General features: G+C 64.9%; 21 protein-coding genes. 15 read left to right on the plus strand and 6 right to left on the minus strand.

Features of this window, described 5'->3' with window-relative positions; genetic code table 11:
* The coding region (locus M2282_RS31105) for an ESPR-type extended signal peptide-containing protein (RefSeq protein WP_432422936.1) at positions 1-3525 on the minus strand (3525 nt) is incomplete at its 3' end.
* Between the two features lie 318 nt (positions 3526-3843).
* Here M2282_RS31105 and M2282_RS24095 point away from each other — a divergent pair.
* From M2282_RS24095 to M2282_RS24105, 3 genes are read left to right on the plus strand one after another with little or no spacing between them, the layout of a single operon-like run.
* Positions 3844-4290 carry a DUF4019 domain-containing protein gene (locus M2282_RS24095; RefSeq protein ID WP_280811297.1) on the plus strand — a complete coding sequence of 149 codons (447 nt, stop codon included), beginning with the start codon at positions 3844-3846 and terminating at the stop codon, positions 4288-4290.
* 18 nt (positions 4291-4308) lie between these two features.
* Positions 4309-5445: a DUF2827 domain-containing protein gene (locus M2282_RS24100; RefSeq protein ID WP_280811298.1), complete on the plus strand. Its 1137-nt coding sequence runs from the start codon at positions 4309-4311 to the stop codon at positions 5443-5445.
* Positions 5446-5457: 12 nt separating this feature from the next.
* Positions 5458-6315 (plus strand): hypothetical protein, encoded by an 858-nt coding sequence (locus tag M2282_RS24105; RefSeq protein ID WP_280811299.1) that lies wholly within the window; start codon positions 5458-5460, stop codon positions 6313-6315.
* A 67-nt stretch (positions 6316-6382) separates the two neighbouring features.
* Here M2282_RS24105 and M2282_RS24110 read toward each other — a convergent pair whose 3' ends face one another.
* The 5 genes from M2282_RS24110 to M2282_RS24130 all read right to left on the minus strand — a co-directional run bounded on the left by M2282_RS24110 (position 6383) and on the right by M2282_RS24130 (position 12427).
* Positions 6383-8965: a bifunctional aconitate hydratase 2/2-methylisocitrate dehydratase gene (locus M2282_RS24110; protein WP_280811300.1), complete on the minus strand. Its 2583-nt coding sequence runs from the start codon at positions 8963-8965 to the stop codon at positions 6383-6385.
* Between the two features lie 89 nt (positions 8966-9054).
* Positions 9055-9609 (minus strand): hypothetical protein, encoded by a 555-nt coding sequence (locus tag M2282_RS24115; RefSeq protein WP_280811301.1) that lies wholly within the window; start codon positions 9607-9609, stop codon positions 9055-9057.
* A 38-nt stretch (positions 9610-9647) separates the two neighbouring features.
* A complete protein-coding gene (locus tag M2282_RS24120; protein ID WP_280811302.1) occupies positions 9648-10646 on the minus strand; it encodes an HpcH/HpaI aldolase/citrate lyase family protein in 999 nt (332 codons plus the stop codon).
* Entirely contained in the window at positions 10643-11422 is a 780-nt protein-coding gene (gene tam, locus M2282_RS24125; RefSeq protein ID WP_280811303.1) for a trans-aconitate 2-methyltransferase, read from the minus strand. Before tam ends, M2282_RS24120 begins: the two co-directional genes overlap by 4 nt.
* A gap of 18 nt (positions 11423-11440) precedes the next feature.
* Positions 11441-12427 carry a malate dehydrogenase gene (locus tag M2282_RS24130; protein WP_108137834.1) on the minus strand — a complete coding sequence of 329 codons (987 nt, stop codon included), beginning with the start codon at positions 12425-12427 and terminating at the stop codon, positions 11441-11443.
* Positions 12428-12609: 182 nt separating this feature from the next.
* On the opposite strand from M2282_RS24130, the gene M2282_RS24135 reads away from it, so the two are divergent.
* The 12 genes from M2282_RS24135 (at position 12610) to asd (ending at position 24311) form a co-directional block, all read left to right on the plus strand.
* On the plus strand, positions 12610-13368 hold the full coding sequence (locus M2282_RS24135) for a GntR family transcriptional regulator (RefSeq protein ID WP_280811304.1): 759 nt from the start codon (positions 12610-12612) through the stop codon (positions 13366-13368).
* 242 nt (positions 13369-13610) lie between these two features.
* Positions 13611-14057, plus strand: coding sequence for a succinate dehydrogenase, cytochrome b556 subunit (sdhC, locus tag M2282_RS24140; protein WP_280811305.1), 447 nt, complete (start codon positions 13611-13613; stop codon positions 14055-14057).
* 12 nt (positions 14058-14069) lie between these two features.
* Positions 14070-14435 (plus strand): succinate dehydrogenase, hydrophobic membrane anchor protein, encoded by a 366-nt coding sequence (gene sdhD, locus M2282_RS24145; RefSeq protein WP_280811306.1) that lies wholly within the window; start codon positions 14070-14072, stop codon positions 14433-14435.
* Between the two features lie 15 nt (positions 14436-14450).
* Entirely contained in the window at positions 14451-16259 is a 1809-nt protein-coding gene (gene sdhA, locus M2282_RS24150) for a succinate dehydrogenase flavoprotein subunit (protein WP_280811307.1), read from the plus strand.
* Between the two features lie 47 nt (positions 16260-16306).
* Positions 16307-17008, plus strand: a complete 702-nt coding sequence (locus M2282_RS24155) for a succinate dehydrogenase iron-sulfur subunit (protein WP_013540023.1) — start codon at positions 16307-16309, stop codon at positions 17006-17008.
* Between the two features lie 25 nt (positions 17009-17033).
* Positions 17034-17348, plus strand: coding sequence for a succinate dehydrogenase assembly factor 2 (locus M2282_RS24160; protein ID WP_099795593.1), 315 nt, complete (start codon positions 17034-17036; stop codon positions 17346-17348).
* 25 nt (positions 17349-17373) lie between these two features.
* Positions 17374-18684: a citrate synthase gene (gene gltA / locus M2282_RS24165; protein WP_013540021.1), complete on the plus strand. Its 1311-nt coding sequence runs from the start codon at positions 17374-17376 to the stop codon at positions 18682-18684.
* A 176-nt stretch (positions 18685-18860) separates the two neighbouring features.
* Positions 18861-19823 carry a LysR substrate-binding domain-containing protein gene (locus M2282_RS24170; protein ID WP_280811308.1) on the plus strand — a complete coding sequence of 321 codons (963 nt, stop codon included), beginning with the start codon at positions 18861-18863 and terminating at the stop codon, positions 19821-19823.
* 37 nt (positions 19824-19860) lie between these two features.
* Positions 19861-21282: a 3-isopropylmalate dehydratase large subunit gene (gene leuC, locus M2282_RS24175; protein ID WP_280811309.1), complete on the plus strand. Its 1422-nt coding sequence runs from the start codon at positions 19861-19863 to the stop codon at positions 21280-21282.
* A gap of 16 nt (positions 21283-21298) precedes the next feature.
* A complete protein-coding gene (gene leuD / locus M2282_RS24180) occupies positions 21299-21949 on the plus strand; it encodes a 3-isopropylmalate dehydratase small subunit (RefSeq protein WP_280811310.1) in 651 nt (216 codons plus the stop codon).
* Positions 21950-21989: 40 nt separating this feature from the next.
* Positions 21990-23078, plus strand: a complete 1089-nt coding sequence (leuB, locus tag M2282_RS24185; RefSeq protein WP_280811311.1) for a 3-isopropylmalate dehydrogenase — start codon at positions 21990-21992, stop codon at positions 23076-23078.
* Between the two features lie 90 nt (positions 23079-23168).
* Complete coding sequence (gene asd, locus M2282_RS24190; protein ID WP_280811312.1) at positions 23169-24311, plus strand: aspartate-semialdehyde dehydrogenase; 1143 nt, start codon at positions 23169-23171, stop codon at positions 24309-24311.
* The last annotated feature ends 154 nt before the right edge of the window (positions 24312-24465 follow it).

The following is a 24465-nucleotide window of genomic DNA, read 5'->3' on the forward strand; positions in this document are numbered from 1 at the left end:
ACTGTCGATGTTGCTCGTGGCGGTGCTCAGCCCACTGGAGGTAGACGTCGACAGGCTGCTCACGTTGCTGTTGGTCGTGCTCAAGCCCGTGGACAGGCTTGAGATGCCGCTGGCTGCCGTGCTCAGACCGCTCGACGCAGAGGTCGACAAACTGGAGATGCCGCTGGCGGCAGTGCTCAAACCACTGGAAGTCGAAGTCGACAGACTGTCGATGCTGCTCGTCGCGGTGCTCAGGCCGGACGACGTCGAAGTCGACAAGCTGCTGATACTGCTGGCCGACGTGCTCAGACCAGAGGAGGTAGACGTCGAAAGGCTGCTGATGCCGCTCGACGTAGATGTCGACAAGCTGCCGATGCTGCTCGTGGCAGTGCTCAGACCGGACGACGTGGAAGTCGACAGGCTACTCACGTTGCTGTTGGTCGTGCTCAGTCCCGTGGAGAGGCTTGCGATACCGCTGGTCGCCGTGCTCAAACCGGAGGAGGTCGAAGTCGACAGGCTATCGATGCTGCTCGTAGCGGTGCTCAGGCCACTCGAGGTGGACGTCGACAGGCTGCTCACGTTGCTGTTGGTCGTGCTCAGGCCCGTGGAGAGGCTTGCGATACCGCTGGTCGCCGTGCTCAAACCAGAGGAGGTCGAAGTCGACAGGCTGCTGATGCTGCTGGTCGCCGTACTCAGCCCCGACGACGTGGACGTGGACAGGCTGTCAACGCTGCTGCTGACTGTGCTCAGGCCGCTGGACAATGAGGCGGTGACGGTTTTCAGCTGCAAGACATTGACTGCATCCTGGTCTGCACTGCCCGGAGCCACGCCCGTGATCTGGCGATTGCCCACATTCACTTCGCCTGCCGAACTTTGCTTGCTGGCCAGGCCGAAAGCGAGGTAGTTGGCCAAGGCGCCCACGTTGGCGGCGGACCCTGCCCCCAGGGCCACGCTGTTGGGCATGTTGGTCACCGCGCCCCTGCCGATGGCAACGCTGTCATTGCCGTTCGAGATAGCCCCCTGTCCGATCGCCACGCTGTCCGTGCCGAGTGCCTGACTGTCGGCCCCCGTGCTGTTGGCATGGAAATACTTGGTGCCCTTGTCGTTGATGGTGTTGACGGTTGTGCTCAGGGCGCCCAGATTGCTGTCGGTCGTGCTCAGACCCGTCGACAGGCTGCCAATGCCGCTGGTCGCAGTGCTCAAGCCGCTCGATGTGGAGGTCGACAGGCTGCTGATGCCGCTCGAGGTAGATGTCGACAGGCTAGCGACGCTGCTCGTCGCGGTGCTCAAACCAGAAGACGTCGAAGCCGACAAGCTGCTGATGCTGCTGGTCGCCGTACTCAGACCAGAGGAAGTCGAGGTCGACAGGCTGCCAATACTGCTCGTCGCAGTGCTCAGCCCACTCGACGTCGAAGTCGACAGACTCGCGATGCTGGTCGAAAGGCTGGTGTTGCTGGTGCTCAGCTGCGCCACGGTCACCGCGTCCTGCTGCGCGGCGCCATCGGCCAGGTTGGTGATGCGTCGCGTTGGCGTGGCACCGGATGCCCCCACCGAGACTTCAGACGCCGGAACTGCCGTGCCGGTCATGTACCCGGTACCGGTCGGCGAAGTCGCGGCGGTGGTCGAGCCTGAACCCAGCGCCACCGAGTTGTCGGTCCGCACCAGCGCTCCGGCGCCCAGGGCGATGGCATTCACCCCGGCACCCTGGGCGCCCTGCCCCATCGCGATGGCACCCGACTGGGTGGCATTGGCGTTGGAGCCCAAGGCGACCGCACTGGTATTGCTGGCGTTGGCCTGGTCGCCCAGTGCGATGCTGCGCAAGCCCGATGCCTTGCTCTGGTTGCCCACGGCCACCGCGGCGAAATTCGAGGCAACGTTGCCGACACCCAGCGCCAGCGAATTGCCGCCGCTGGCATTGGCACCGTTGCCCAATGCGGAGCTCGACCCGCCAGTGGCCCTGGCGGTGACGCCGACCGCCGTGTCCTGTGTTCCCGATGCCAACGCGCCGTTGCCGAGGGCCGTCGCGTCGGTGTTGGCGGCATTGGCGTTGACGCCAATCGCCGTGCTGGTTCCAACGCTCGCTTTCGCGCCATTGCCGATGGCGGTGATGCCGCTGCCGCTGCCGGAGGCATTGGCCCCTTCACCGATGGCGAGGCCGAAGATGCTGTTGACGACCGCACCGCGTCCGACCGCGATGCCCGAGATGGCCGCCGCGGCCACCGAAGACTGCCCGCCGATCGCGATCGAGTCGGCCGCTGCCGCCGACGCCCCGCCAACGGCGTTCGTCCCAAGCGCCGTGGCCCCGGCGCCGGAAGCATTCGTCGTCCGGCCTATGGCCGAGGAGAAGTCGCCGCTGGAATTGGCTCCAGTGCCAATGGAAACGCTGCGATCCCCGCCGGCGATGGAGTTGGTGCCGAGCGCCAGGGCATTTGCCCCGATGGCAGTAGCGGAATAGCCGAACGCAGCAGATGTCGCGCCTTTCGCCGTCGCAATCGTGCCGAATGCGGCGGAGCCCCTTCCCGTGGCGTTGGCGCTGTTGCCGAAGGCCGCGGAAGGCGCCAAGCCAGATGAGTCACCTACGGCCAGTGCATTCGTACCAAAGGCCATGTCGTTGCCGAAGGCGGCATTGGCGTTGCTGCCGAAAGCCGTCGCACCGCCACCGTTGGCCCTGGCACCCACACCGACAGCCGCCGCGTTGGTGCCACTGGCCAAACTGTTCAGCCCGAAAGCCATCGCCCCCGAGCCCCTGGTGGCGTTGGCGTTCTGGCCAATGGCAACACCCGACGGCGACGCGGCCGTCACGATGGATTCGGCACCGATGGCAACCGAATTGGCACCCAGCGATTGAGCGCCTCGAACATTGTTTGCGCCAATGGCAACAGAGCCGTCACCCGACGCCAGCGTGACGTCGGCAGGACGGGTGACCGTGGTCGAGCCGATCGCCGTCGAATTATTCCCAGTTGCCAGCGCAGCGCTACCGATTGCCGTTGTAAACGAATTGCTCGCTGCCGCCCCTTGCCCGAGGGCCATGCTCGCAGCTCCCGACGCATTGGCGTTGAGGCCTAACGCAAATGCATTGGTCCCCGAGGCATTGGCGAGCTGCCCGATGGCCACCGCCCCTCCGGCCGAGGCATTGGCTCCGGTGCCGAGCGCCACCGAGTTGTTACCTTGCGCCGAAGTTCGAGTACCGTCCGTAGCGACTCCGCCAATCGCAACCCCTCCATTGGTGGCAACGGCCGATGTTGTGGTAGTTACGTCGAGAGGATTCGCGCCGATTGCAATGCTATTGCTTCCTGAAGCGGTGCCCCCGCCTCTAGAGTACTGAGCATGGACCGCATTGCTCCCCGCCAACCCGCCGGCCATCAAGACCAGCGCCATTGCCGCGTGCGTCACGACTCCAATGCGCCCTGAAGATGCTTCACGTGCGGCGGCCGCTACCACCGTGCTCCGGCTCTTCGAAGGTTTCCCCCGTGCCGAGGTGATTTCAGATGCAGCCACCCAAGCGCCAAGCGCTTCGTTCCATAGGCTACGGTGTGACTTATTCATGTGATTCGGACTCGGTTGACGACGGGTGGAGGAGGGTTACGCTGCGGGGCCCTCGATTGGCTCGCCGCATTGAGCGGACGTGGAACGCCAAAACTTGAAATCGTCTTGCAATGTACTTGGATGTTTACATTCACACGCCAAAACGCCGGCCATAAACTCGTTGATCCATGAGCTAGTTCACAGAAGGTAGCAATTGGCTTACGAAGGGCCGTGGAGGGTGTGGTGCCCAGTCAACAGGCGTCCATCGCGCAACCTAGAATCGCGGCCGCCCCGGAAAAGGGGCTTTCCGCGGTGTTGGCAAATTCATGGAGGACGGCGTTGAAACATTTCTGGACTCGATGGATGGCTGCCGGCGCAATCGCCATGGCAGCTTGCGGCGTTGCAGCACAGGGCACCGAATCTGCAGATGCCCTTGTCAACGCGGCGCTCACTGCAGTTGCACAAATCGAGAGCGGGCGTGCCGGAGACCTCTGGGACGAGGCCGCACCCTTTGTCAAGGAGCGCTTTCCCAAAGACCGCTTCGCAAAGGACATGACGCGTTCGCGCGAGTCGTTCGGAGCCGTCGCTCAACGAACCTGGGCCGGCATCACCCGGATCCGCCAATTGGACGCTTCGGCGGACACGCCGGCCGGCCTCTATGCCAATGTCGATCTCTCGACGAAGCTGGCAGACGGGCGCACGGTGTTCGAACTGGTGAGCTTCCGACAGGAGGGCAGCATCTGGCGCCTGACCGGTTACATCCCCCGCCAGAAGCAGGATCAATAGCCTGAAATGACGGCCGCGATGCCCAAAACCAGCCAGCTCCGCATTGGCATCACCATCGGCCTCCACCACGAGGCCGAGACCCTCTGGAACAACGGCATCAAGCAAAACGCCGTGTTCCTGGCCGAAGCGCTCAAGCACTGCCCGAGCGTCGCCTCGGTCGTGCTGGTCAACACCACGGCCACCCCCATCACCCCCGCCCTGCCCTGGGACCAGTCGCGCTGGCCCACCGTGACCTTCGAGTCGGCCAAGGACAGCGTCGACGTATTGATCGAGCTCGGCGGCCAGATCGACGGCGCCCAGACCGACTACCTGAAGCAGCGCGGCGCGCGGCTCGTGTCGTACTGCTGCGGCTTCGAGTACGTGCACGCGATGGAGTCGATGCTGTTCAACAAGCCCCTCTGGGGCCGGAACCTGTACATCAACCAGCGCTACGACGACATCTGGATGGTTCCGCAGGTCGCCAACATCAGCCAGCCGTACTTCGAGGTGCTTCGCCGCACCGAGGCACGCCCCGTGCCTTTCGTCTGGAGCCCGGTGTTCCTCGACGAACGCACCCGCACCCTGCCCGAGGCCGGCGTGTACCAGCCGCGCAGCGGGCCGCGCCGGCTCAGCGTGATGGAGCCGAACATCAACGTCGTGAAGTTCTGCCTCTATCCGATCCTGATTGCCGAGCTGTCCTACCGCGCACGGCCCGAGGCCATTGCGCTGCTGCAGGTCACCAATGCCGAGCGGATGGCCAAGGAGAACATGGAGTTCATCACGTTGATGAACCAGCTCGACCTGGTCCGCCAGCACAAGGCGGTGTTCCTGGGCCGGCATGAAACGCCCGTGTTCCTCGCGCAGAACACCGACATCGTGGTCTCCCACCAGTGGGAGAACCCGCTCAACTATTTCTACCTCGAGACCTGCTGGCAGGGCTATCCGCTGGTGCACAACGCGCACCTCTGCGCGGACCTGGGCTACTACTACCAGGGTAACGACGTGGCCGCCGGCAGTGCCCGCGTGCTCGAAGCCGTCGACACCCACGACGCGCAGGCGGCTGCATACCGCGAGCGCCAGCGGGGACTGATCGATCGCTACCTTCCCGGCAACGCAGCGGCCACCGACGTCTACAACAACCTGCTGCTCGGCCTGATGCAGCGCCCCGCCCGATGAACGGAACCCTTCATGCTTGACCCCTCCGAACTCCGGCAGTTTTTCCCGGTGATCGTGTCACCCAGCCACGACGGCAAGTTCTTCCAGAACTACGTGACCTCGCTGTTGAACTTCGCCATCGAGTCGGAACGCGCCGGCATGCGCATGCAGGTGCTGTTCCACCAGGGCGAGAGCCTGGTGACGCGCGCCCGGAACAACTGCGTGGCCCAGTTCCTGGCCAACCCCGAGTGGACGCACCTGTTCTGGATCGACGCCGACATCGGCTTCTCGGCACAGGCCGCGTTCCGGCTGCTGCTGTCGGGCTACGACATCGCGGCCGGCGTCTATCCGCTCAAGCGCGAGAACTGGCCCGCCGAGGGCGTTCCCGCGGGCACGACGCAGCAGCAGTTCGAAGCCACCTTCACCCGCTACACGGTCAATGCGAAGGCGTCCGAGGTCACCTCGCAGGTCGAGCTCGAAGTGCAGCCCGACGGCTTCATGAAGATGACCGAGGCGCCGACAGGCTTCATGGTGATCAGGCGCGCCGTGTTCGAGCGCCTCATGGCGAGCTATCCCGACCTGAACTACGTGCCCGACAGCATCGGCGAGGCCGACCGGGGCCTGCACTACCGTTTCTTCGACGTGATGGTCGACCCGGAAACGCGCCGCTACCTGTCCGAAGACTACGGCTTCTGCCGGCTGTGGTCGGGGCTGGGCGAGTCGATCTACATCGATGCGAACTCCAACCTGAGCCACCAGGGCGCCAAGATGTACCGCGGCGATTTCGCCAACTCGCTGTTGACCTCGCTGCCGCACGCCGTGGGCGGCCCGGCCGGCGCCGCGATGGTGCTCAAGGGCCAGGAACACCTGAAGCCCAACGTGCCGGGATAAACCAAAGCAGCGCCCACGAAAAAGCCCCGTCGAACGGGGCTTTTTCAATTCGCGAACCTGAAGAAGATCAGGCCGCCGCCGTCTCCGCCACCTTGTAGTCGTCGATCTTGTCGAAGTTCAGGTATTGGTAGATCTGCGCGCCGGAGGCATCGAGCACGCCCGTCGCGGCCATGTACTCCTCGCGCGTCGGGATGCGGCCCAGGCGCGAGCAGATCGCAGCCAGTTCGGCCGAGCCGAGGTACACATTCGTGTTCTTGCCCAGGCGGTTGGGGAAGTTGCGGGTGCTGGTCGACATCACCGTCGCGCCTTCGCGCACCTGCGCCTGGTTGCCCATGCACAGCGAGCAGCCCGGCATTTCGGTGCGGGCGCCGGCATTGCCGAACACGCCGTAGTGGCCTTCTTCGGTGAGCTGCTGCGCATCCATCTTGGTCGGCGGCGCGATCCACAGCTTGACCGGGATGTCGCGCTTGCCTTCGAGCAGCTTCGATGCGGCGCGGAAGTGGCCGATGTTGGTCATGCACGAACCGATGAACACTTCGTCGATCACGGCACCGGCCACGTCGCTCAGTGTCTTCACGTCGTCGGGGTCGTTCGGGCAGGCCACGATGGGTTCGTGGATCTCGGCCAGGTCGATCTCGATGACGGCGGCGTAGTCGGCGTCGGCATCGCCCTTGAGCAGTTGCGGGTCTGCCAGCCAGGCTTCCTGGGCGGCGATGCGGCGTGCGAGCGTGCGGGCGTCGGCGTAGCCTTCGGCAATCATCCACTTCATCAGCGTGATGTTGCTGTTGATGTACTCCTGGATCGGTTCCTTGTTCAGGTGCACCGTGCAGCCGGCGGCCGAGCGTTCGGCCGAGGCGTCGCTCAGTTCGAAGGCTTGTTCGACCTTCAGGTCGGGCAGACCTTCGATTTCGAGGATGCGGCCCGAGAAGATGTTCTTCTTGCCCTGCTTGGCCACGGTCAGCAGGCCCGCCTTGATGGCGTACAGCGGAATCGCGTTGACCAGGTCACGCAGCGTGACGCCCGGCTGCATCTTGCCCTTGAAGCGCACCAGCACCGATTCGGGCATGTCCAGCGGCATCACGCCGGTGGCGGCCGCGAAAGCCACGAGGCCGGAGCCCGCGGGGAAGCTGATGCCGATGGGGAAGCGGGTGTGGCTGTCGCCGCCGGTGCCCACGGTGTCGGGCGTCAGCAGGCGGTTGAGCCAGGAATGGATCACGCCGTCGCCCGGACGCAGCGAGACGCCGCCGCGGTTGGCCATGAACTCGGGGAGTTCGTGGTGCATCTTGACGTCGACCTTCTTCGGGTACGCCGCCGTGTGGCAGAACGACTGCATCACGAGGTCGGCCGAGAAGCCCAGGCAGGCCAGGTCCTTGAGCTCGTCGCGCGTCATCGGGCCGGTGGTGTCCTGCGAGCCGACCGAGGTCATCTTGGGTTCGCAGTACGTGCCCGGGCGCACGCCCGTGCCTTCGGGCAGGCCGCAGGCGCGGCCGACCATCTTCTGCGCGAGCGAGTAGCCCTTCTTGGTGTCGACCGGGCTGGTCGGCAGGCGGAACAGCGTGGAGACCGGCAGGCCCAGCGCTTCGCGCGCCTTGGCCGTGAGGCCGCGGCCGATGATCAGCGGAATGCGGCCGCCGGCGCGCACTTCGTCGAACAGCACGTCGCTCTTGACCTGGAATTCGGCGATGACCTTGCCGTCCTTCAGCGCCTTGCCTTCATAGGGGCGCAGCTCGACCACGTCGCCCATGTTCATCTGCGTCACGTCGAGCTCGATCGGCAGTGCGCCCGAGTCTTCCATCGTGTTGTAGAAGATCGGCGCGATCTTGCCGCCGAGGCAGACGCCGCCGAAGCGCTTGTTCGGCACGAAGGGAATGTCTTCGCCGGTGAACCACAGCACCGAGTTGGTGGCGCTCTTGCGCGACGAACCCGTGCCGACCACGTCGCCGGCATAGGCCACGAGGTGGCCGCGGGCGCGCAGGTCTTCGATGAACTTCACCGGGCCGCGCTTGCCGTCTTCTTCGGGAACGATGCCGGGACGTGCGTTCTTGTGCATCGCCAGGGCGTGCATCGGGATGTCGGGACGCGTCGTCGCATCGGGTGCGGGCGACAGGTCGTCGGTGTTGATTTCGCCAGCCACCTTGAAGATGCTGACGGTGATGCTCTCGGGCACTTCGGGGCGGCTGGTGAACCACTCGGCATCGGCCCAGCTCTGCAGCACGCCCTTGGCGTTGGCGTTGCCCTTGTCGGCCTTTTCCTTGACGTCGTGGAACTGGTCGAACATCAACAGGGTTTTCTTCAGGCCCTCGGCCGCCACCGCGCCGACTTCGGCGTCGTCCAGCAGGTCGATCATGGGGCTGATGTTGTAGCCGCCGAGCATGGTGCCGAGCAATTCGGTGGCGCGTGCGCGCGACAGGAATTCGCTCTTTTCGGTGCCGTGGGCCACGGCCGCGAGGTAGCTCGCCTTGACCTTGGCGGCGTCGTCGACGCCGGCGGGCACGCGATAGGTGAGCAGGTCCAGCAGAAAGGCACCGTCCTTGGCATTCGCGCTCTTGAGGAGTTCGATCGCTTCAGAGGTCTGCTTCGCGCTCAGGGGCAGCGGCGGGATACCGAGCGCGGCGCGTTCGGCAACATGGTCAACGTAGGCTTGCAACATCTTTTTTTCTCCGGAAACTGGTCTGACGGGCGAGCGAGGCGGCCCCTGCGGTCAAGCAAGAGCCGCGCCGCACCCCGTGTTCGGTACGCTTACTTCGAGCCGTCCGCACCTTCGAAAAGGGCCTTCGGCGGGTTCTTCTTCATTTCGGCGGCAAACGCGACTTGCGCGTCGGTCTGGCATTCGTCGGCAATGCGCAGGCCCGCCTTCTGGTTCATCAGCATCGACTTGTTGCCCAGCTGGAGCCACATGGCGCCGGCACGCGGGTCTTCCAGGCGGATGGCGCCCGTGCGGCTTTCGACCGGGTGCATGCGGAACTTCTGGCCCTTGGTGGTGATGTTGAAGAAGCCGGGCTTCTTCTCGTCGGGCGTCACGGTCACGTCGGCGCCGAGTTCGCACTGGGCCTTGCCGATGGACACGCGCTGGGCGACAGCCAGATCGGCGTCGGTGAGCACGATGTTGGTTTCGTCAGCGATCGGCGTGACTTCCTCGACAGCCTTGGCGGCCTTGCGGGTGACCTGGCGCTTGGGCGGCGCCTTCTTGGCTTCGGTGGACTTGGCGGCCGGCTTGGCGGGCGCCGCCGTCTGTGCCATGGCACCGAACGGCAGAGCCAGGGCCAGTGCGGCGATCAGGGCAATTTTCTTCATGTGTGGGTTTCCTTGAGGCTGGGTTCGAAGGTTTCGTTTCAGGAGGCCGCGAATGCAAACCAGGCTTTCGCCTCGGGAGGCAACGCGCGCCCTGTTGCGTGGGCGCGCGTCAGAACCTGCCAGAAGTGGCGGTAGCTCGCGCGGTCGTGCAATGTGCCATCAATTTGTGTCGGCGCCCAATCCGCAGCTGCGGCTTTTGCAATGATTTGTGTAGCAACCTGGATCTGCGCCTCGTCGGGCGCAAAGGCCTCGAGGATGGGGCGGATCTGGTTCGGATGGATGCTCCACATGCGCGTGTAGCCGAATTCGGTGGCTGCCTTGCGGGCCGCGACGCGCATCGCGTCGGTGTTGTTGAACTCGGTCACCACGCAGTGCGAGGGCACCTTGCCATAGGCGTGCGCCGCCGAGGCGATGGCCAGCTTGGCGCGTACCACCAGCGGGTGGGTGAACTGCCCGGCCGCGCCCATGCCGTCGGCGGGAATGGCACCGGCATGCGCCGACACGAAATCCATGAGGCCGAAGCTCAGCGACTGCACGCGCGGGTGCGCGGCGATCTCGAAGGCGTTGTGCACTGCCAGGGGCGATTCGATCAGCACGTGCAGCGGCAGCGCATCGGCATCGGCCGCTTCGAGCGCTGCGACAGCCTGCAACACATCGGCCAGCGATTCGACCTTGGGCACCATCAGGTGGCTCAGGCGCTGGCCGGCTCGTCCGGCGATGGTGATCACGTCGCCGGCAAAGGCCGGATGGTCGACCGGGTGCACGCGCACGCCGACGCGCATGCCCGGCTTGGCCACGAGCGCCAGTTCGGTGACGAGCGCGGCATGCTCAGCCTCACCGCCCACCGGGGCACCGTCTTCGCAATCGAGGGTGACGTCGAACACGCAGGCGCCGAACTCCTCGGCCATCTCGGCTTGGAGCGCGAGGCTCTTCTTCATGCGCGCCTCGACGCCGCTGTAGTGGTCGCACACGGGCAATGTCACCGCGCCGGCCTGCGCGCCGAGCAGCACTTCACCTGGGTGGACCGTTTTCGTCATGCTTTTTTTTGCGCCACGATGAACATGCGCGGGAACGCCAGCAGCCGCTTGCCGTCGGTGCGCGCCGGATAGGCCTCGTTCACGCGGCCTTCGTATTCGGCCAGATAGCTCGCCTGCAGGTCGGGCGGCAACCGGTCGACGAAGGGCTTCAGGCCCGTGCCGCGCACCCATTCGACGATGGATGCCGCGTCGGCCATGCGGTGCTGATAGATCGTGTGCCAGACGTCGACGTTGGCCGCCTGCGGCGCCAGCAGGTCGTAGTAGCCGCCGAGCGGCAGCAGCTGGGTGCGCAGCCGGTCGGCATCGCCGATGGGCTCGGCCCAGGGCGCTTCGGCGGCCAGCGCGCGCATCAGGCGGTGCGTGGGTTCCTGCCGGTTGTCGGGCATCTGGACGGCGAGCACGCCGCCCGGGGCCAGCGCGTCGAACAGGCGGGGGATCAGCGTTTCGTGATCCGGCACCCATTGCAGGGACGCATTGGCGTAGATGAGGTCGGGCGCTTGGTCTTGCGGCGCCCAGGTCGCGATGTCGCTCAACTGGAAGCGCGCATTGGGCAGGCGCTCGCGCGCACTGACCAGCATGGCTTCGGAGTTGTCGGTTCCCAGGGCCTCTGCCTTCGGAAACCGGTTGACCAGCAGCTCGGTGGAGTTGCCCGGCCCGCAACCGAGGTCGACCACGCGGTCGGCTTCGGCCAGGGGCACCCGCGCCAGGAGTTCCTGTGCGGGGCGGGTGCGCTCGTCCTCGTAGCGACGGTAGAGCGTGGGGTTCCAGTCGAGCATGCCGGGCGGGCCTTGGCTTTACAGCAGGTGGGCCACGCCGGCGCGTTCGCCTTCGAGTTCTTCGAGGGTCTTGTTGATGCGTTCCTGGCTGAATGCATCGATCTCCAGGCCTTCGACCAGCTTGTACTCACCGTTTTCGCAGGTGACCGGGAAGCCGAACATCACGTCCTTCGGAATGCCGTACTGGCCGTCCGACGGAATGCCCATGGTGACCCACTTGCCGTTGGTGCCCAGGGCCCAATCGCGCATGTGGTCGATGGCGGCGTTGGCGGCCGAAGCAGCCGACGACAGGCCGCGGGCCTCGATGATGGCCGCACCGCGCTTGCCGACGGTCGGCAGGAAGGTGTTGGCGTTCCATTCCTGGTCGTTGATCAGCTTGGCAACGCTTTCGCCGTTGACGGTGGCGAAGCGGTAGTCGGCGTACATCGTGGGCGAGTGGTTGCCCCAGACGGTGAGCTTCTCGATGTCGGCCACGGCCTTGCCGGTCTTGGCGGCGATCTGGCTGGCGGCGCGGTTGTGGTCCAGGCGCAGCATGGCGGTGAAGTTCTTGCGCGGCAGGTCCGGTGCGCTCTTCATGGCGATGTAGGCGTTGGTGTTGGCGGGGTTGCCGACCACGAGCACCTTGACGTTGCGGCTGGCGACGGCGTTGAGGGCCTTGCCTTGCGCCGTGAAGATGGCGCCGTTGACGGCCAGCAGCTCGGCACGTTCCATGCCGGGACCGCGGGGACGCGAACCGACCAGCAGGGCGTAGTCGGCGTCCTTGAAGGCGGTCATCGGGTCGCCGTGGGCTTCCATGCCGGCCAGCAGCGGGAAGGCGCAGTCGTCCAGTTCCATCATCACGCCCTTGAGCGCCTTCTGGGCCTTCTCGTCGGGGATTTCAAGCAGTTGCAGGATGACCGGCTGGTCTTTGCCGAGCATTTCGCCGGAAGCGATACGGAACAACAGGGCGTAACCGATTTGACCGGCGGCACCGGTGACGGCAACGCGGACGGGCTTTTTGCTCATGGGAAGACTCCAGAAGGTGATGAAACGGTGTCGGCGCTCTCGTGGGGCGCCAAGGTCCGACGGGGGAAACAGTGTCCCGCGGCGCGAGACCGGCCCGCATTTTAAGCCGATTCAATGAGCCTCGTCTTATGTCTTATATAAGATATCCTCGGGGGCCCCGCCACGGCGCACCCACCGCTGCCATGAACACCCCCACCGCCCTCGACGAGCCCGCGACGCCGTCTTTCAGTCCGCTCTACCAGCAGATCAAGACATTGATCCTGCAGAGCCTGCAGGCGGGCGAGTGGAAACCGGGTGAGCCAATCCCGAGCGAGATGGACCTGGCCGTGCGCTATCGCGTGAGCCAGGGCACGGTGCGCAAGGCCATCGACGAGCTCTCGGCCGAAAACCTGGTGGTGCGGCGCCAGGGCAAAGGCACCTTCGTCGCCACGCATGCCGAGCAGCATGTGCAGTACCGCTTCCTCAAGCTGGTGCCCGATGCCGGCGATCCGAACACCGAAGGCCCCGCGGACCGCACCATCGTCGATTGCAAGCGCCTGCGCGCGTCGGCCGACGTGGCCCGGGCGCTCGGCCTTCGCACCGGCGACGCCGTGCTGCAGGTGCGCCGCGTGCTCGCCTACGCGGGGGTGCCGACCATCCTCGAAGACCTCTGGCTGCCCGGCACGCCCTTCAAGGGACTCACGGCCGAACGGCTTCGCGCCTGGCCCGGGCCGATGTATTCGCTCTTCGAAACCGAGTTCGGCGTTCGCATGGTGCGCGCCGAAGAAAAGATCCGCGCGGTGCTGCCCGACGCGGAGCAGGCCCTGCTGCTCGATGTGACGCGGCAGATGCCGCTGCTGAGCGTGGAGCGCGTGGCCCACACGTACCACGACATGCCGATGGAACTGCGCCGCGGCCTCTATCGCACCGACACGCACCACTATCGCAACCAGCTGGGCTGACAGCGCATCGACATGGAACATCGATTCAATCGCCTTGCATCGCCCGCACCCCGGGCGCAACATGCTCCGAACTCAATAGCAACCCACTGCCGCAGTGCGCCGACTCGGGCAAGTCCGATGCGCGATGGTGCATTGCAATAGAATTTTGCGTTGTTTGCATTTCCGCAGAAGAAACAAAAGCGTTCGCTCTCAGAACAAGCCAACAAGCCAACAAGTCACAAAGCCACGAAAGCATCCCCTCAATGACAGAGCTTGCAACTCCCCCCCGGCCGCCGCGTCGCGAATTCCGAAACATCAATGCGTTCACCGATCTCAGGACCTACCGCCTGCCGCCCGCCGGCATCGTGTCGATCCTGCACCGCGTCAGCGGCGTGATCATGTTCCTGCTGCTGCCGTTCATCATCTGGATGTTCGACACGTCGCTGTCATCTGATTATTCGTTCGCCAAATTCAAGGCCGCGTTCAACACCGGCATCGGCTTTGCTCCGGGATGGTTCTTCAAGCTCGTGGCGCTGGCCCTGATCTGGGCCTACCTGCACCACTTCATCGCTGGCTTGCGCCACCTCTGGATGGACGTGAGCCACGCAGCGGTAACCAAGGAATTCGGCCACACCTCGGCCGTCGTCACGCTGGCCCTGAGCGTCCTGCTCACCTTGGTGCTCGCCGCCAAGCTGTTCGGTTTTTACTGAGAAGGAGCCCCCATGTCTGTGAATTACGGCTCCAAGCGCATCGTCGTCGGCGCTCATTACGGTTTGCGCGACTGGCTCAGCCAGCGCATCACGGGCGGCCTGATGGCGCTCTTCACGGTCATCCTGCTCGCACAGCTGATCTTCTCGCGCGGCCCCATCGGCTACGACCTCTGGGCCGGCATCTTCGCCGCGCAGTGGATGAAGGTGCTGACCTTCTCGGTCATCGTCGCCCTGCTCTATCACGTGTGGGTCGGCATGCGCGACGTGTGGATGGACTACGTCCAGCCCGTCGGCATCCGTCTCGTGCTGCAAATTTTCACCATCGTCTGGCTTGTCGGTTGTGCGGGTTGGGCCATTCAAGTGCTTTGGAAGATCTGACCTGACATCCCCACCATGACCTATACAAAAGAACAAATCACCAAGCGCAAGTTCGACGTCGTGATCGTCGGCGCCGGCGGCTCCGGCATGCGCGCATCGCTGCAATTGGCACGCGCCGGCCTCAACGTGGCCGTGCTCTCCAAGGTGTTCCCCACGCGTTCGCACACGGTCGCTGCACAAGGCGGCGTGGGCGCATCGCTGGGCAACATGAGCGAGGACAACTGGCACTACCACTTCTACGACACGATCAAGGGTTCCGACTGGCTCGGCGACCAGGACGCGATCGAGTTCATGTGCCGCGAAGCACCGAAGGTCGTGTACGAGCTCGAACACTTCGGCATGCCCTTCGACCGCAACCCCGACGGCACGATCTACCAGCGTCCGTTCGGCGGCCACACGGCCAACTACGGCGAGAAGCCCGTGCAGCGCGCCTGCGCCGCGGCCGACCGCACCGGCCACGCGATGCTGCACACGCTCTATCAAAAGAACGTCGAAGCCCGCACCCAGTTCTTCGTCGAATGGATGGCACTCGACCTCATCCGCGACGATGAAGGCGATGTGGTCGGCGTGACCGCGCTCGAAATGGAAACCGGCGACCTGCACATCCTGCAGGCCAAGACCGTGCTGCTGGCCACCGGCGGCGCGGGCCGCATTTTCCAGGCCTCGACCAATGCCTTCATCAACACCGGCGACGGCCTGGGCATGGCGGCGCGTTCGGGCATTCCGCTGCAGGACATGGAGTTCTGGCAGTTCCACCCGACCGGCGTGGCCGGCGCGGGCGTGCTGCTGACCGAAGGCTGCCGCGGCGAAGGCGCCATCCTGCTGAACAGCAACGGCGAACGTTTCATGGAGCGCTATGCGCCCACGCTGAAGGACCTGGCACCGCGCGACTTCGTCTCGCGCTCCATGGACCAGGAAATCAAGGAAGGCCGAGGCTGCGGTCCCAACAAGGACTACGTGCTGCTCAAGCTCGACCACCTGGGCGCCGACACCATCCACAAGCGCCTGCCCTCGGTGTACGAGATCGGCGTCAACTTCGCCAATGTCGACATCACCAAGGAACCGATTCCCGTGGTGCCGACCATCCACTACCAGATGGGCGGCATCCCGACCAACATCAACGGCCAGGTCGTCATCCAGAAGGGCGAGGACAACAGCGCCGTGGTGAACGGCCTCTACGCGGTGGGCGAATGCTCCTGCGTGAGCGTGCACGGCGCGAACCGCCTGGGCACCAACTCGCTGCTCGACCTGCTGGTGTTCGGCCGCGCGGCCGGCAACCATATCGTCGAATTCAACGACAAGCTGAAGGAACACAAGGACCTGCCCAAGGATGCGGCCGACCGCACGCTGGAGCGCCTGAACCGCCTCGAATCGACCACCACCGGCGAATACGCGCAGGACGTGGCCGGCGAGATCCGCGCCGTCATGCAGCAGCATGCCGCGGTGTTCCGCAAGCAGGCCTCGATGGACGAAGGCGTGGTCAAGATCGCCGCCGTGCGCGAGCGCGTCAACGCGATCGGCCTGAAGGACAAGTCCAAGGTGTTCAACACCGCCCGCATCGAAGCGCTGGAAGTCGACAACCTGATCGAAGTGGCGCAGGCCACGATGGTCTCGGCGGCCGCCCGCAAGGAATGCCGCGGCGCCCACACGGTGGAAGACTACGAGCGTCCCGCGGACGACCCGGTCGCGCCGCTCGGCCGCGACGACGCCAACTGGATGAAGCACACGCTCTGGTACAGCCAGGACAACCGCCTCTCGTACAAGCCCGTCAAGATGCAGCCGCTCACCGTGGCCTCGGTTCCGCCGAAGGTTCGCACGTTCTAAGTCACGGCTCACAGCCAGCCCATATAAGCATTCACAAGGTCACCACGATGAAGCGCACATTCCAGATCTACCGCTACGACCCGGACAAGGACGCCAAGCCCTACATGCAGACCATCGAGATCGAACTCGACGGCCACGAACGCATGCTGCTGGACGCCCTGATGAAGCTCAAGGCGCAAGACCCCACCCTGTCGTTCCGCCGCTCGTGCCGCGAAGGCGTCTGCGGCTCCGACGCGATGAACATCAACGGCAAGAACGGCCTCGCCTGCCTGACCAACATGCTCACGCTCAAGGGCACGATCGTGTTGAAGCCGCTGCCGGGCCTGCCCGTCATTCGCGACCTGATCGTGGACATGACGCAGTTCTTCAAGCAGTACAACTCGATCAAGCCGTACCTGCAGAACGACAACGTGCCGCCCGAGAAGGAGCGCCTGCAGTCCCCCGAAGAGCGCGAAGAGCTCAACGGCCTGTACGAGTGCATCCTGTGCGCGAGCTGCTCCACCAGCTGCCCGAGTTTCTGGTGGAACCCCGACAAGTTCGTGGGCCCGGCCGGCCTGCTGCAGGCCTACCGCTTCATCGCCGACAGCCGCGACGAAGCCACCGCCGAGCGCCTGGACAACCTGGAAGACCCGTACCGCCTGTTCCGCTGCCACACGATCATGAACTGCGTGGACGTGTGCCCGAAGAACCTGAACCCCACCAAGGCCATCGGCAAGATCAAGGAATTGATGGTGCGCCGCGCCATCTGATCCTTCTTCTTCGAGAAATCACCCCATGCAAACCGCCGACGAACTCCAGCAGCCGCTCAGCGAACGTGCGCTGAGCAAGCTGAAATGGCGTTGCCGGCGCGGCCTGCTCGAGAACGACCTGTTCATCGCCCGCTTCTTCGAGCGGCACGAATCCCACATGACCAACGGTCAGGCGGGAGCGATGGAGACATTGATGGACCTGTCGGACAACGACCTCCTCGACCTTTTGCTGCGCAGGAAGGAGCCCGAGCCCGAATGGGCCGGTGCCGAGGTGGTCGCATTGCTGCATCTGATGCGCACCGACGGCGCCCAGCGCCCTGCAATCTCTCCTTCGTCCTGAATCCTCCTTTTGAAAGTAAATCGAAATGAAAGCATCCGATACCAAGGCCACGCTGTCGTTCAGCAACGGCGGCGACAGCGTCGAACTGCCGATCTACAAGGGCACCGTCGGTCCCGATGTGATCGACATCCGCAAGCTGTACGCACAGACCGGCATGTTCACCTATGACCCGGGCTTCATGTCGACCGCCGCCTGCCAGTCGGCCATCACGTACATCGATGGCGACAAGGGCGAGCTGCTGTACCGCGGCTACCCGATCGAGCAGCTCGCGACCAACTGCGACTTCCTGGAAACCTGCCACCTGCTGCTGTACGGCGAACTGCCCGACGCACCCAAGAAGGCCAATTTCACCAAGCTCGTGACGAACCACACGATGGTGAACGAGCAGATGCAGTTCTTCCTGCGCGGCTTCCGCCGCGATGCCCATCCGATGGCCATCATGACCGGCCTGGTGGGCGCGCTGTCGGCCTTCTATCACGACAGCACGGACATCAACAATCCCGAGCACCGCGAGATCGCCGCGATCCGCCTGATCGCGAAGATGCCCACGCTCGTGGCCATGGCCTACAAGTACACGATCGGCCAGCCGTACATGTACCCGAAGAACGACCTGAGCTATGCCGGCAACTTCCTGCACATGATGTTTGCCACGCCGTGCGAGGAGTACAAGGTGAACCCGGTGCTCGAGCGCGCGCTCGACCGCATCTTCATCCTGCACGCAGACCACGAGCAGAACGCATCCACCTCCACCGTGCGCCTGTGCGGCTCGTCGGGCACCAACCCCTTCGCGGCGATTGCAGCCGGCGTGGCCTGCCTCTGGGGCCCGGCCCACGGCGGCGCCAACGAAGCGGCGCTCAACATGCTGTACGACATCCAGCGCGAAGGCGGCGTGGAAAAGATCGGCGAGTTCATCAAGAAGGTCAAGGACAAGAACTCGAACGTCAAGCTCATGGGCTTTGGCCACCGCGTGTACAAGAACTACGACCCGCGCGCCAAGCTGATGCAGGAAACCTGCAACGAAGTGCTGACCGAGCTGGGCCTGGAACAGGACCCGCTGTTCAAGCTGGCCAAGGAACTGGAAAAGATCGCCCTCGAAGACGAATACTTCGTCTCGCGCAAGCTCTACCCGAACGTGGACTTCTACTCGGGCATCGTGCAGCGCGCCATCGGCATCCCGGTGCCGCTGTTCACCGCGATCTTTGCGCTGGCCCGCACGGTCGGCTGGATCGCCCAGCTGAACGAAATGATCGGCGACCCCGAGTACAAGATCGGCCGCCCGCGCCAGCTGTTCGAAGGTTCGCCCAAGCGCGATGTGAAGCCGATTTCGGCACGCTGACCGACTGGCGAAAACCTCGCCCCCCTCAAAAGCTGCCTTCGGGCAGCTTTTTTATTGCCCGATCGGCATGCCCCTCTTCGCAGGTTGGCAGCAAGGCCATCTCAGATGACGATGGCAATGGGGTTAAAACGGCGAGAAAATAGCCAACTCATCGCCAAACGCGATGTCCAAGCCCCATGAGCACCTCCGAACGCAACTTTGCCCGCCGCATCGACCTTACGTCGTTGCAGTTGTTCGTGGCCGTGTGCGAGCTCGGCAGCATCGGGCGCGCGGCGGAGCGCGAATTCATCGCGGCCTCGGCGATCAGCAAGCGGCTGTCGGACCTCGAAGCCACGCTGGGCACCACCCTGCTATACCGCCATGCGCGCGGCGTCGACCTCACGCCCGCGGGCGAAAGCCTCCTGCACCACGCCCGCTCGGTGCTCTACAGCCTCGAAAAGATGCAGGGCGAACTCAGCGAATACGCCGACGGCGTGCGCGGCCATGTGCGGGTGCACGCCAACATCTCGGCCATCGTGCAATTCCTGCCCGAGGACCTGGGCGTGTTCACGCGGGCGCATGAAGCCATCAAGATCGACCTCGAGGAGCACCTGAGCAGCGAAGTGATCCGCGCGGTGCAGGAAGGCGCGGCCGACCTCGGCGTGTGCCATGTGGCGGGCGGCGCGGGGGAGCTGCAGAGCCTGCCGTACCGGCACGACCGCCTCGCGCTGATCGTGCCCACGGGGCACGCACTGGCGTCGCGCGGCGCCGTCGACTTCATCGATTCACTCGACTTCGACCACGTCGGCCTGCACACCAACAGCTCGATCTATGTGGCGATGCACGAAGCGGCGCTGGCCGCCGGGCGCAGCGTCAAGCTGCGCATCCACGTCACCGGCCTGGATGCCATGTGCCGGATGATCGAAAACGGCCTGGGCATCGGCGTGATGCCGCAGCGCGCCTTCGAACTCATGCAGAACGGCATCGGCCGTGGCCTCGTGAGCGTGACGCTCAACGACGCCTGGGCGGCGCGCGAGATCCGCCTGGTGGCGCGCGACTTCTCCACCCTGCCGGTGGCGGCGCGCTCGCTGGTGAACCACTTGCACGCGGCGGCCGATTCGTCGGGCGCCGTCGAAGAACTCGCGGCCCGGGCCGCATAGACAGACAATCCATTTCCCCACGAAAGAAGAGACCGACATGGCACGCACGCTCTACGACAAGATCTGGGACGAACACGTCGTCCACACCGAGGAAGACGGCACCGCGATCCTCTACATCGACCGCCACCTGGTGCACGAGGTCACCAGCCCGCAGGCCTTCGAAGGGCTGCGCGAAGCCGGCCGCAAGCTGTGGCGCATCAGCTCGGTCGTCGCCACGGCCGACCACAACACGCCGACCACCGGCTGGGAGCGCGGCTACGAAGGCATCGCCGACCCGACCAGCAAGGAGCAGGTCACGACGCTGGACAAGAACATCGCCGAATTCGGCGCCGCCGCGTTCTTTCCATTCCTGAGCAAGCGCCAGGGCATCGTGCACGTGATCGGCCCCGAGTCGGGCGCCACGCTGCCGGGCATGACGGTCGTCTGCGGCGACTCGCACACCTCCACGCACGGCGCGTTCGGCGCGCTGGCGCACGGCATCGGCACCAGCGAGGTCGAGCACGTCATGGCCACGCAGACGCTGCTGGGCAAGAAGGCCAAGAACATGCTCGTGAAGGTCGAAGGCAAGCTGCCTTTGGGCTGCACCGCCAAGGACATCGTGCTGGCCATCATCGGCAAGATCGGCACCGCCGGCGGCACGGGCTACACCATCGAGTTCGCGGGCTCCGCCATTCGCGACCTGAGCATGGAAGGCCGCATGACGGTGTGCAACATGGCCATCGAGGCCGGCGCGCGCGCGGGGCTGGTCGCGGTCGACGAAAAGACCATCAGCTACATCAAGGGCCGCCCGCTCGCGCCCAGCGGCGTGGAATGGGACCAGGCCGCGGCCTACTGGCGCACGCTGCAGTCCGATCCCGGCGCGGCCTTCGACGCTGTGGTCGAGCTCGACGCCGCGCAGATCCCGCCGCAGGTCACCTGGGGCACCTCGCCAGAAATGGTGGTCGACATCAACGGCCGCGTGCCCGATCCCGACAAGGAAAAAGACGCCAACAAGCGCGGCGCCATCGAGCGCGCGCTGGTCTACATGGGCCTGGAGCCGAACAAGGCGATGAACGACATCTTCGTCGACAAGGTGTTCATCGGCTCGTGCACCAACAGCCGCATCGAGGACATGCGCGAAGCCGCTGCCATCGTGAAGAAGCTCGGCCAGAAGGTCGCGAAGAACGTGAAGCTCGCGATGGTCGTGCCCGGCTCGGGCGTGGTGAAGGAGCAGGCCGAGCGCGAAGGGCTCGACCTGATCTTCAAGGCCGCGGGCTTCGAATGGCGCGAGCCCGGCTGCTCGATGTGCCTCGCGATGAACGCCGACCGGCTGGAGCCGGGCGAGCGTTGCGCATCGACCTCGAACCGCAACTTCGAAGGCCGCCAGGGCGCGGGTGGCCGCACCCACCTCGTGAGCCCGGCCATGGCCGCCGCGGCAGCCGTGCACGGCCACTTCGTCGACGTCCGTACGTTCGCCTGAACCCAGAGAGATCCACATGCAGAAATTCACCGTGCACAAGGGCCTCGTGGCCCCCATGGACCGCGAGAACGTCGACACCGACGCGATCATTCCCAAGCAGTTCCTCAAGTCGATCAAGAAGACCGGCTTCGGCGTGAACCTGTTCGACGAATGGCGCTACCTGGACGCCGGCTTCCCGGGCCAGGACCCGGCCAGCCGCAAGCCGAACCCCGACTTCGTGCTGAACCAGCCGCGCTATGCGGGCGCTTCGGTGCTGCTGGCGCGCAAGAACTTCGGCTGCGGCTCGTCGCGCGAACACGCGCCGTGGGCGCTGGACCAGTACGGCTTTCGCGCGATCATCGCGCCGAGCTATGCGGACATCTTCTTCAACAACAGCTTCAAGAATGGGCTGTTGCCGATCGTGCTGTCCGAGACGCAAGTCGCGCAGCTGTTCGACGAGGCGCTGGCCTTCCCGGGCTACACGCTGACCATCGACCTGGAGCGCCAAGTGGTCGTGAAGCCGGACGGCGGCGAGCTCGCGTTCGACGTGCAGGCCTTCCGCAAGTACTGCCTGATCAACGGGCTGGACGACATCGGCCTCACGCTGCGCCACAAGGACAAGATCAAGGCCTTCGAGACCGAGCGCCTGGCGCAGAAGCCCTGGCTCGCGCACACGATGATCTCGTGATCGCCCGCATCATTTCCGTATTCAAACCTCAGACCAATTTATGAAAATCGCAGTTCTCCCGGGTGACGGCATCGGCACCGAAATCGTGGCGGAAGCCGTCAAGGTGCTCGACGTGCTCGACCTGAAGTTCGAGATGGAGTCGGCGCTGGTCGGCGGCGCGGCCTACGAGGCGCACGGCCACCCCCTGCCCGAAGCCACCCTCAAGCTCGCCAAGGAATCCGACGCGGTGCTGTTCGGCGCGGTCGGCGACTGGAAGTACGACAAGCTCGACCGGCCGCTGCGCCCCGAGCAGGCGATCCTGGGGCTGCGCAAGAACCTGGGCCTTTTCGCGAATTTCCGCCCGGCGATCTGCTACGAGCAGCTGGTGGATGCCTCGAGCCTGAAGCCCGAGCTGATCGCCGGCCTGGACATCCTCATCATTCGCGAGCTGACGGGCGACATCTACTTTGGCCAGCCGCGCGGCCGCCGCACCGCGGTGGACGGGCACTTCCCCGGCGCCGAAGAAGCCTTCGACACGATGCGCTACTCGCGCCCCGAGGTCGAGCGCATCGCCCGCGTCGCCTTCGAGGCCGCGCGCAAGCGCAGCAAGCGCGTGACCAGCGTGGACAAGGCCAACGTGCTGGAGACCTTCCAGTTCTGGAAGGACATCGTGACCGAGGTCGGCAAGGAGTACCCGGACGTCGAACTCGATCACATGTACGTCGACAACGCCGCCATGCAGCTCGTGAAGGCACCCAAGAAGTTCGACGTGGTGGTCACCGGCAACATGTTCGGCGACATCCTTTCGGACGAGGCCGCGATGCTCACCGGCTCGATCGGCATGCTGCCCTCGGCATCGCTCAATTCGAGCAACCAGGGCCTGTACGAGCCGAGCCACGGCAGCGCGCCAGACATTGCCGGCAAAGGGGTTGCCAATCCTTTGGCTACAATCCTGTCCGCTGCCATGATGCTCCGCTTTTCACTCAACCAACCCGAAGCTGCCGACCGTATCGAGTCGGCGGTCAAGGACGTGCTCGCTTCCGGGCTGCGCACGGGTGACATCTGGTCAGAAGGTACGAAGCGCGTCGGCACCCGCGAAATGGGCGACGCGGTCGTTGCAGCAATCACCAAAAAGACGATTACCGGCTAACCGCAGCCCGCTTCGTCACGCCCCTCCCCGGCTCGACGAGTCGGGGGCAAGAAAAGACAACTTTTTTCTTTTTCATAAGGGCAAACTGAAATGGCGAACGCATCTCAACCTCTGGTCGGCCTCGTAGGCTGGCGCGGCATGGTCGGCTCGGTCCTGATGGACCGCATGCAGGCCGAAGGCGACTTCGGCCTCATCGAACCGGTCTTCTTCTCGACCTCCAACGCCGGCGGCAAGGCCCCGGCGATGGCCAGGAACGAAACCGCGCTGAAGGATGCGAACGACATCGACGCCCTGAAGAAGTGCGACATCGTCATCACCTGCCAGGGCGGCGACTACACCAGCGAAGTCTTCCCCAAGCTGCGCGCCGCCGGCTGGACCGGCCACTGGATCGACGCCGCCTCCACCCTGCGCATGCAGGACGACGCGGTCATCGTGCTGGACCCGGTCAACCTGCCTGTGATCCAGAACGCGCTCACCAACGGCGGCAAGAACTGGATCGGCGGCAACTGCACCGTGAGCTGCATGCTCATGGGCGTGGGCGCCCTCTACAAGGCGGGCCTGGTCGAGTGGATGACCAGCATGACCTACCAGGCAGCCTCGGGCGGCGGCGCGCAGCACATGCGCGAGCTGCTGACCCAGTTCGGCACCCTCAATACCGAAGTGCGCGCCCTGCTGGACGATCCCAAGTCGGCCATCCTCGAAATCGACCGCAAGGTGCTGCACAAGCAGCAGAACCTGAGCGCCGCCGAAACCGCGAACTTCGGCGCCCCGCTCGGCGGGTCGCTGATCCCCTGGATCGACAAGGACCTGGGCGACGGCATGTCCAAGGAAGAATGGAAGGCCGGCGCCGAGACCAACAAGATCCTCGGCCAGGGCGCGGGCTTCGGCACCGCTGCCGTGCCGGTCGACGGTTTCTGCGTGCGCATCGGCGCCATGCGCTGCCACAGCCAGGCGCTGACCTTCAAGCTCAAGAAGGACGTGCCCCTGGCCGACATCGAAGCGATGATCGCCGCGGACAACCCGTGGGCCAGCGTGGTGCCGAACACCCGCGAAGCCACCCTGAAGGACCTGACGCCGGTGGCCGTGACGGGCACCATGAACATCCCGGTCGGCCGTATCCGCAAGCTGGCAATGGGCCCCGAATACGTCGGCGCCTTCACCATCGGCGACCAGCTGCTGTGGGGTGCCGCGGAGCCGCTGCGCCGCATGCTGCGCATCCTGCTTGAAGCCTGATGCGGGTTGCTCAGGCCCTTGAAACCGCTTTTGTTGCCATTTTGCAACGAAAAGTGTGTTCGTAAGTATGCGCGCACTGGGTAGAAGAGGCGCATTGCCTTGTCAGTCCGGGGTGATGGTGCTAACGTCCTCTTACAAATTCTGGGCCTGAGCC

The organism is Variovorax boronicumulans (assembly GCF_029892485.1).
Classification (GTDB): Bacteria; Pseudomonadota; Gammaproteobacteria; order Burkholderiales; family Burkholderiaceae_C; genus Variovorax; species Variovorax boronicumulans_B.

Bases quoted from the DNA above. Each gene is read 5' to 3' on its own strand.
- M2282_RS24100 (WP_280811298.1), top strand. From the start codon at position 4,309: ATGCCCAAAACCAGCCAGCTCCGCATTGGCATCACCATCGGCCTCCAC.
- M2282_RS24155 (WP_013540023.1), top strand. From the start codon at position 16,307: ATGAAGCGCACATTCCAGATCTACCGCTACGACCCGGACAAGGACGCC.
- leuD (WP_280811310.1), top strand. From the start codon at position 21,299: ATGCAGAAATTCACCGTGCACAAGGGCCTCGTGGCCCCCATGGACCGC.
- M2282_RS24120 (WP_280811302.1), bottom strand. From the start codon at position 10,646: ATGACGAAAACGGTCCACCCAGGTGAAGTGCTGCTCGGCGCGCAGGCC.
- leuC (WP_280811309.1), top strand. From the start codon at position 19,861: ATGGCACGCACGCTCTACGACAAGATCTGGGACGAACACGTCGTCCAC.
- sdhD (WP_280811306.1), top strand. From the start codon at position 14,070: ATGTCTGTGAATTACGGCTCCAAGCGCATCGTCGTCGGCGCTCATTAC.
- gltA (WP_013540021.1), top strand. From the start codon at position 17,374: ATGAAAGCATCCGATACCAAGGCCACGCTGTCGTTCAGCAACGGCGGC.
- sdhC (WP_280811305.1), top strand. From the start codon at position 13,611: ATGACAGAGCTTGCAACTCCCCCCCGGCCGCCGCGTCGCGAATTCCGA.
- M2282_RS24130 (WP_108137834.1), bottom strand. From the start codon at position 12,427: ATGAGCAAAAAGCCCGTCCGCGTTGCCGTCACCGGTGCCGCCGGTCAA.
- M2282_RS24160 (WP_099795593.1), top strand. From the start codon at position 17,034: ATGCAAACCGCCGACGAACTCCAGCAGCCGCTCAGCGAACGTGCGCTG.
- M2282_RS24135 (WP_280811304.1), top strand. From the start codon at position 12,610: ATGAACACCCCCACCGCCCTCGACGAGCCCGCGACGCCGTCTTTCAGT.
- asd (WP_280811312.1), top strand. From the start codon at position 23,169: ATGGCGAACGCATCTCAACCTCTGGTCGGCCTCGTAGGCTGGCGCGGC.
- sdhA (WP_280811307.1), top strand. From the start codon at position 14,451: ATGACCTATACAAAAGAACAAATCACCAAGCGCAAGTTCGACGTCGTG.
- M2282_RS24110 (WP_280811300.1), bottom strand. From the start codon at position 8,965: ATGTTGCAAGCCTACGTTGACCATGTTGCCGAACGCGCCGCGCTCGGT.
- tam (WP_280811303.1), bottom strand. From the start codon at position 11,422: ATGCTCGACTGGAACCCCACGCTCTACCGTCGCTACGAGGACGAGCGC.
- M2282_RS24115 (WP_280811301.1), bottom strand. From the start codon at position 9,609: ATGAAGAAAATTGCCCTGATCGCCGCACTGGCCCTGGCTCTGCCGTTC.
- leuB (WP_280811311.1), top strand. From the start codon at position 21,990: ATGAAAATCGCAGTTCTCCCGGGTGACGGCATCGGCACCGAAATCGTG.
- M2282_RS24170 (WP_280811308.1), top strand. From the start codon at position 18,861: ATGAGCACCTCCGAACGCAACTTTGCCCGCCGCATCGACCTTACGTCG.
- M2282_RS24105 (WP_280811299.1), top strand. From the start codon at position 5,458: ATGCTTGACCCCTCCGAACTCCGGCAGTTTTTCCCGGTGATCGTGTCA.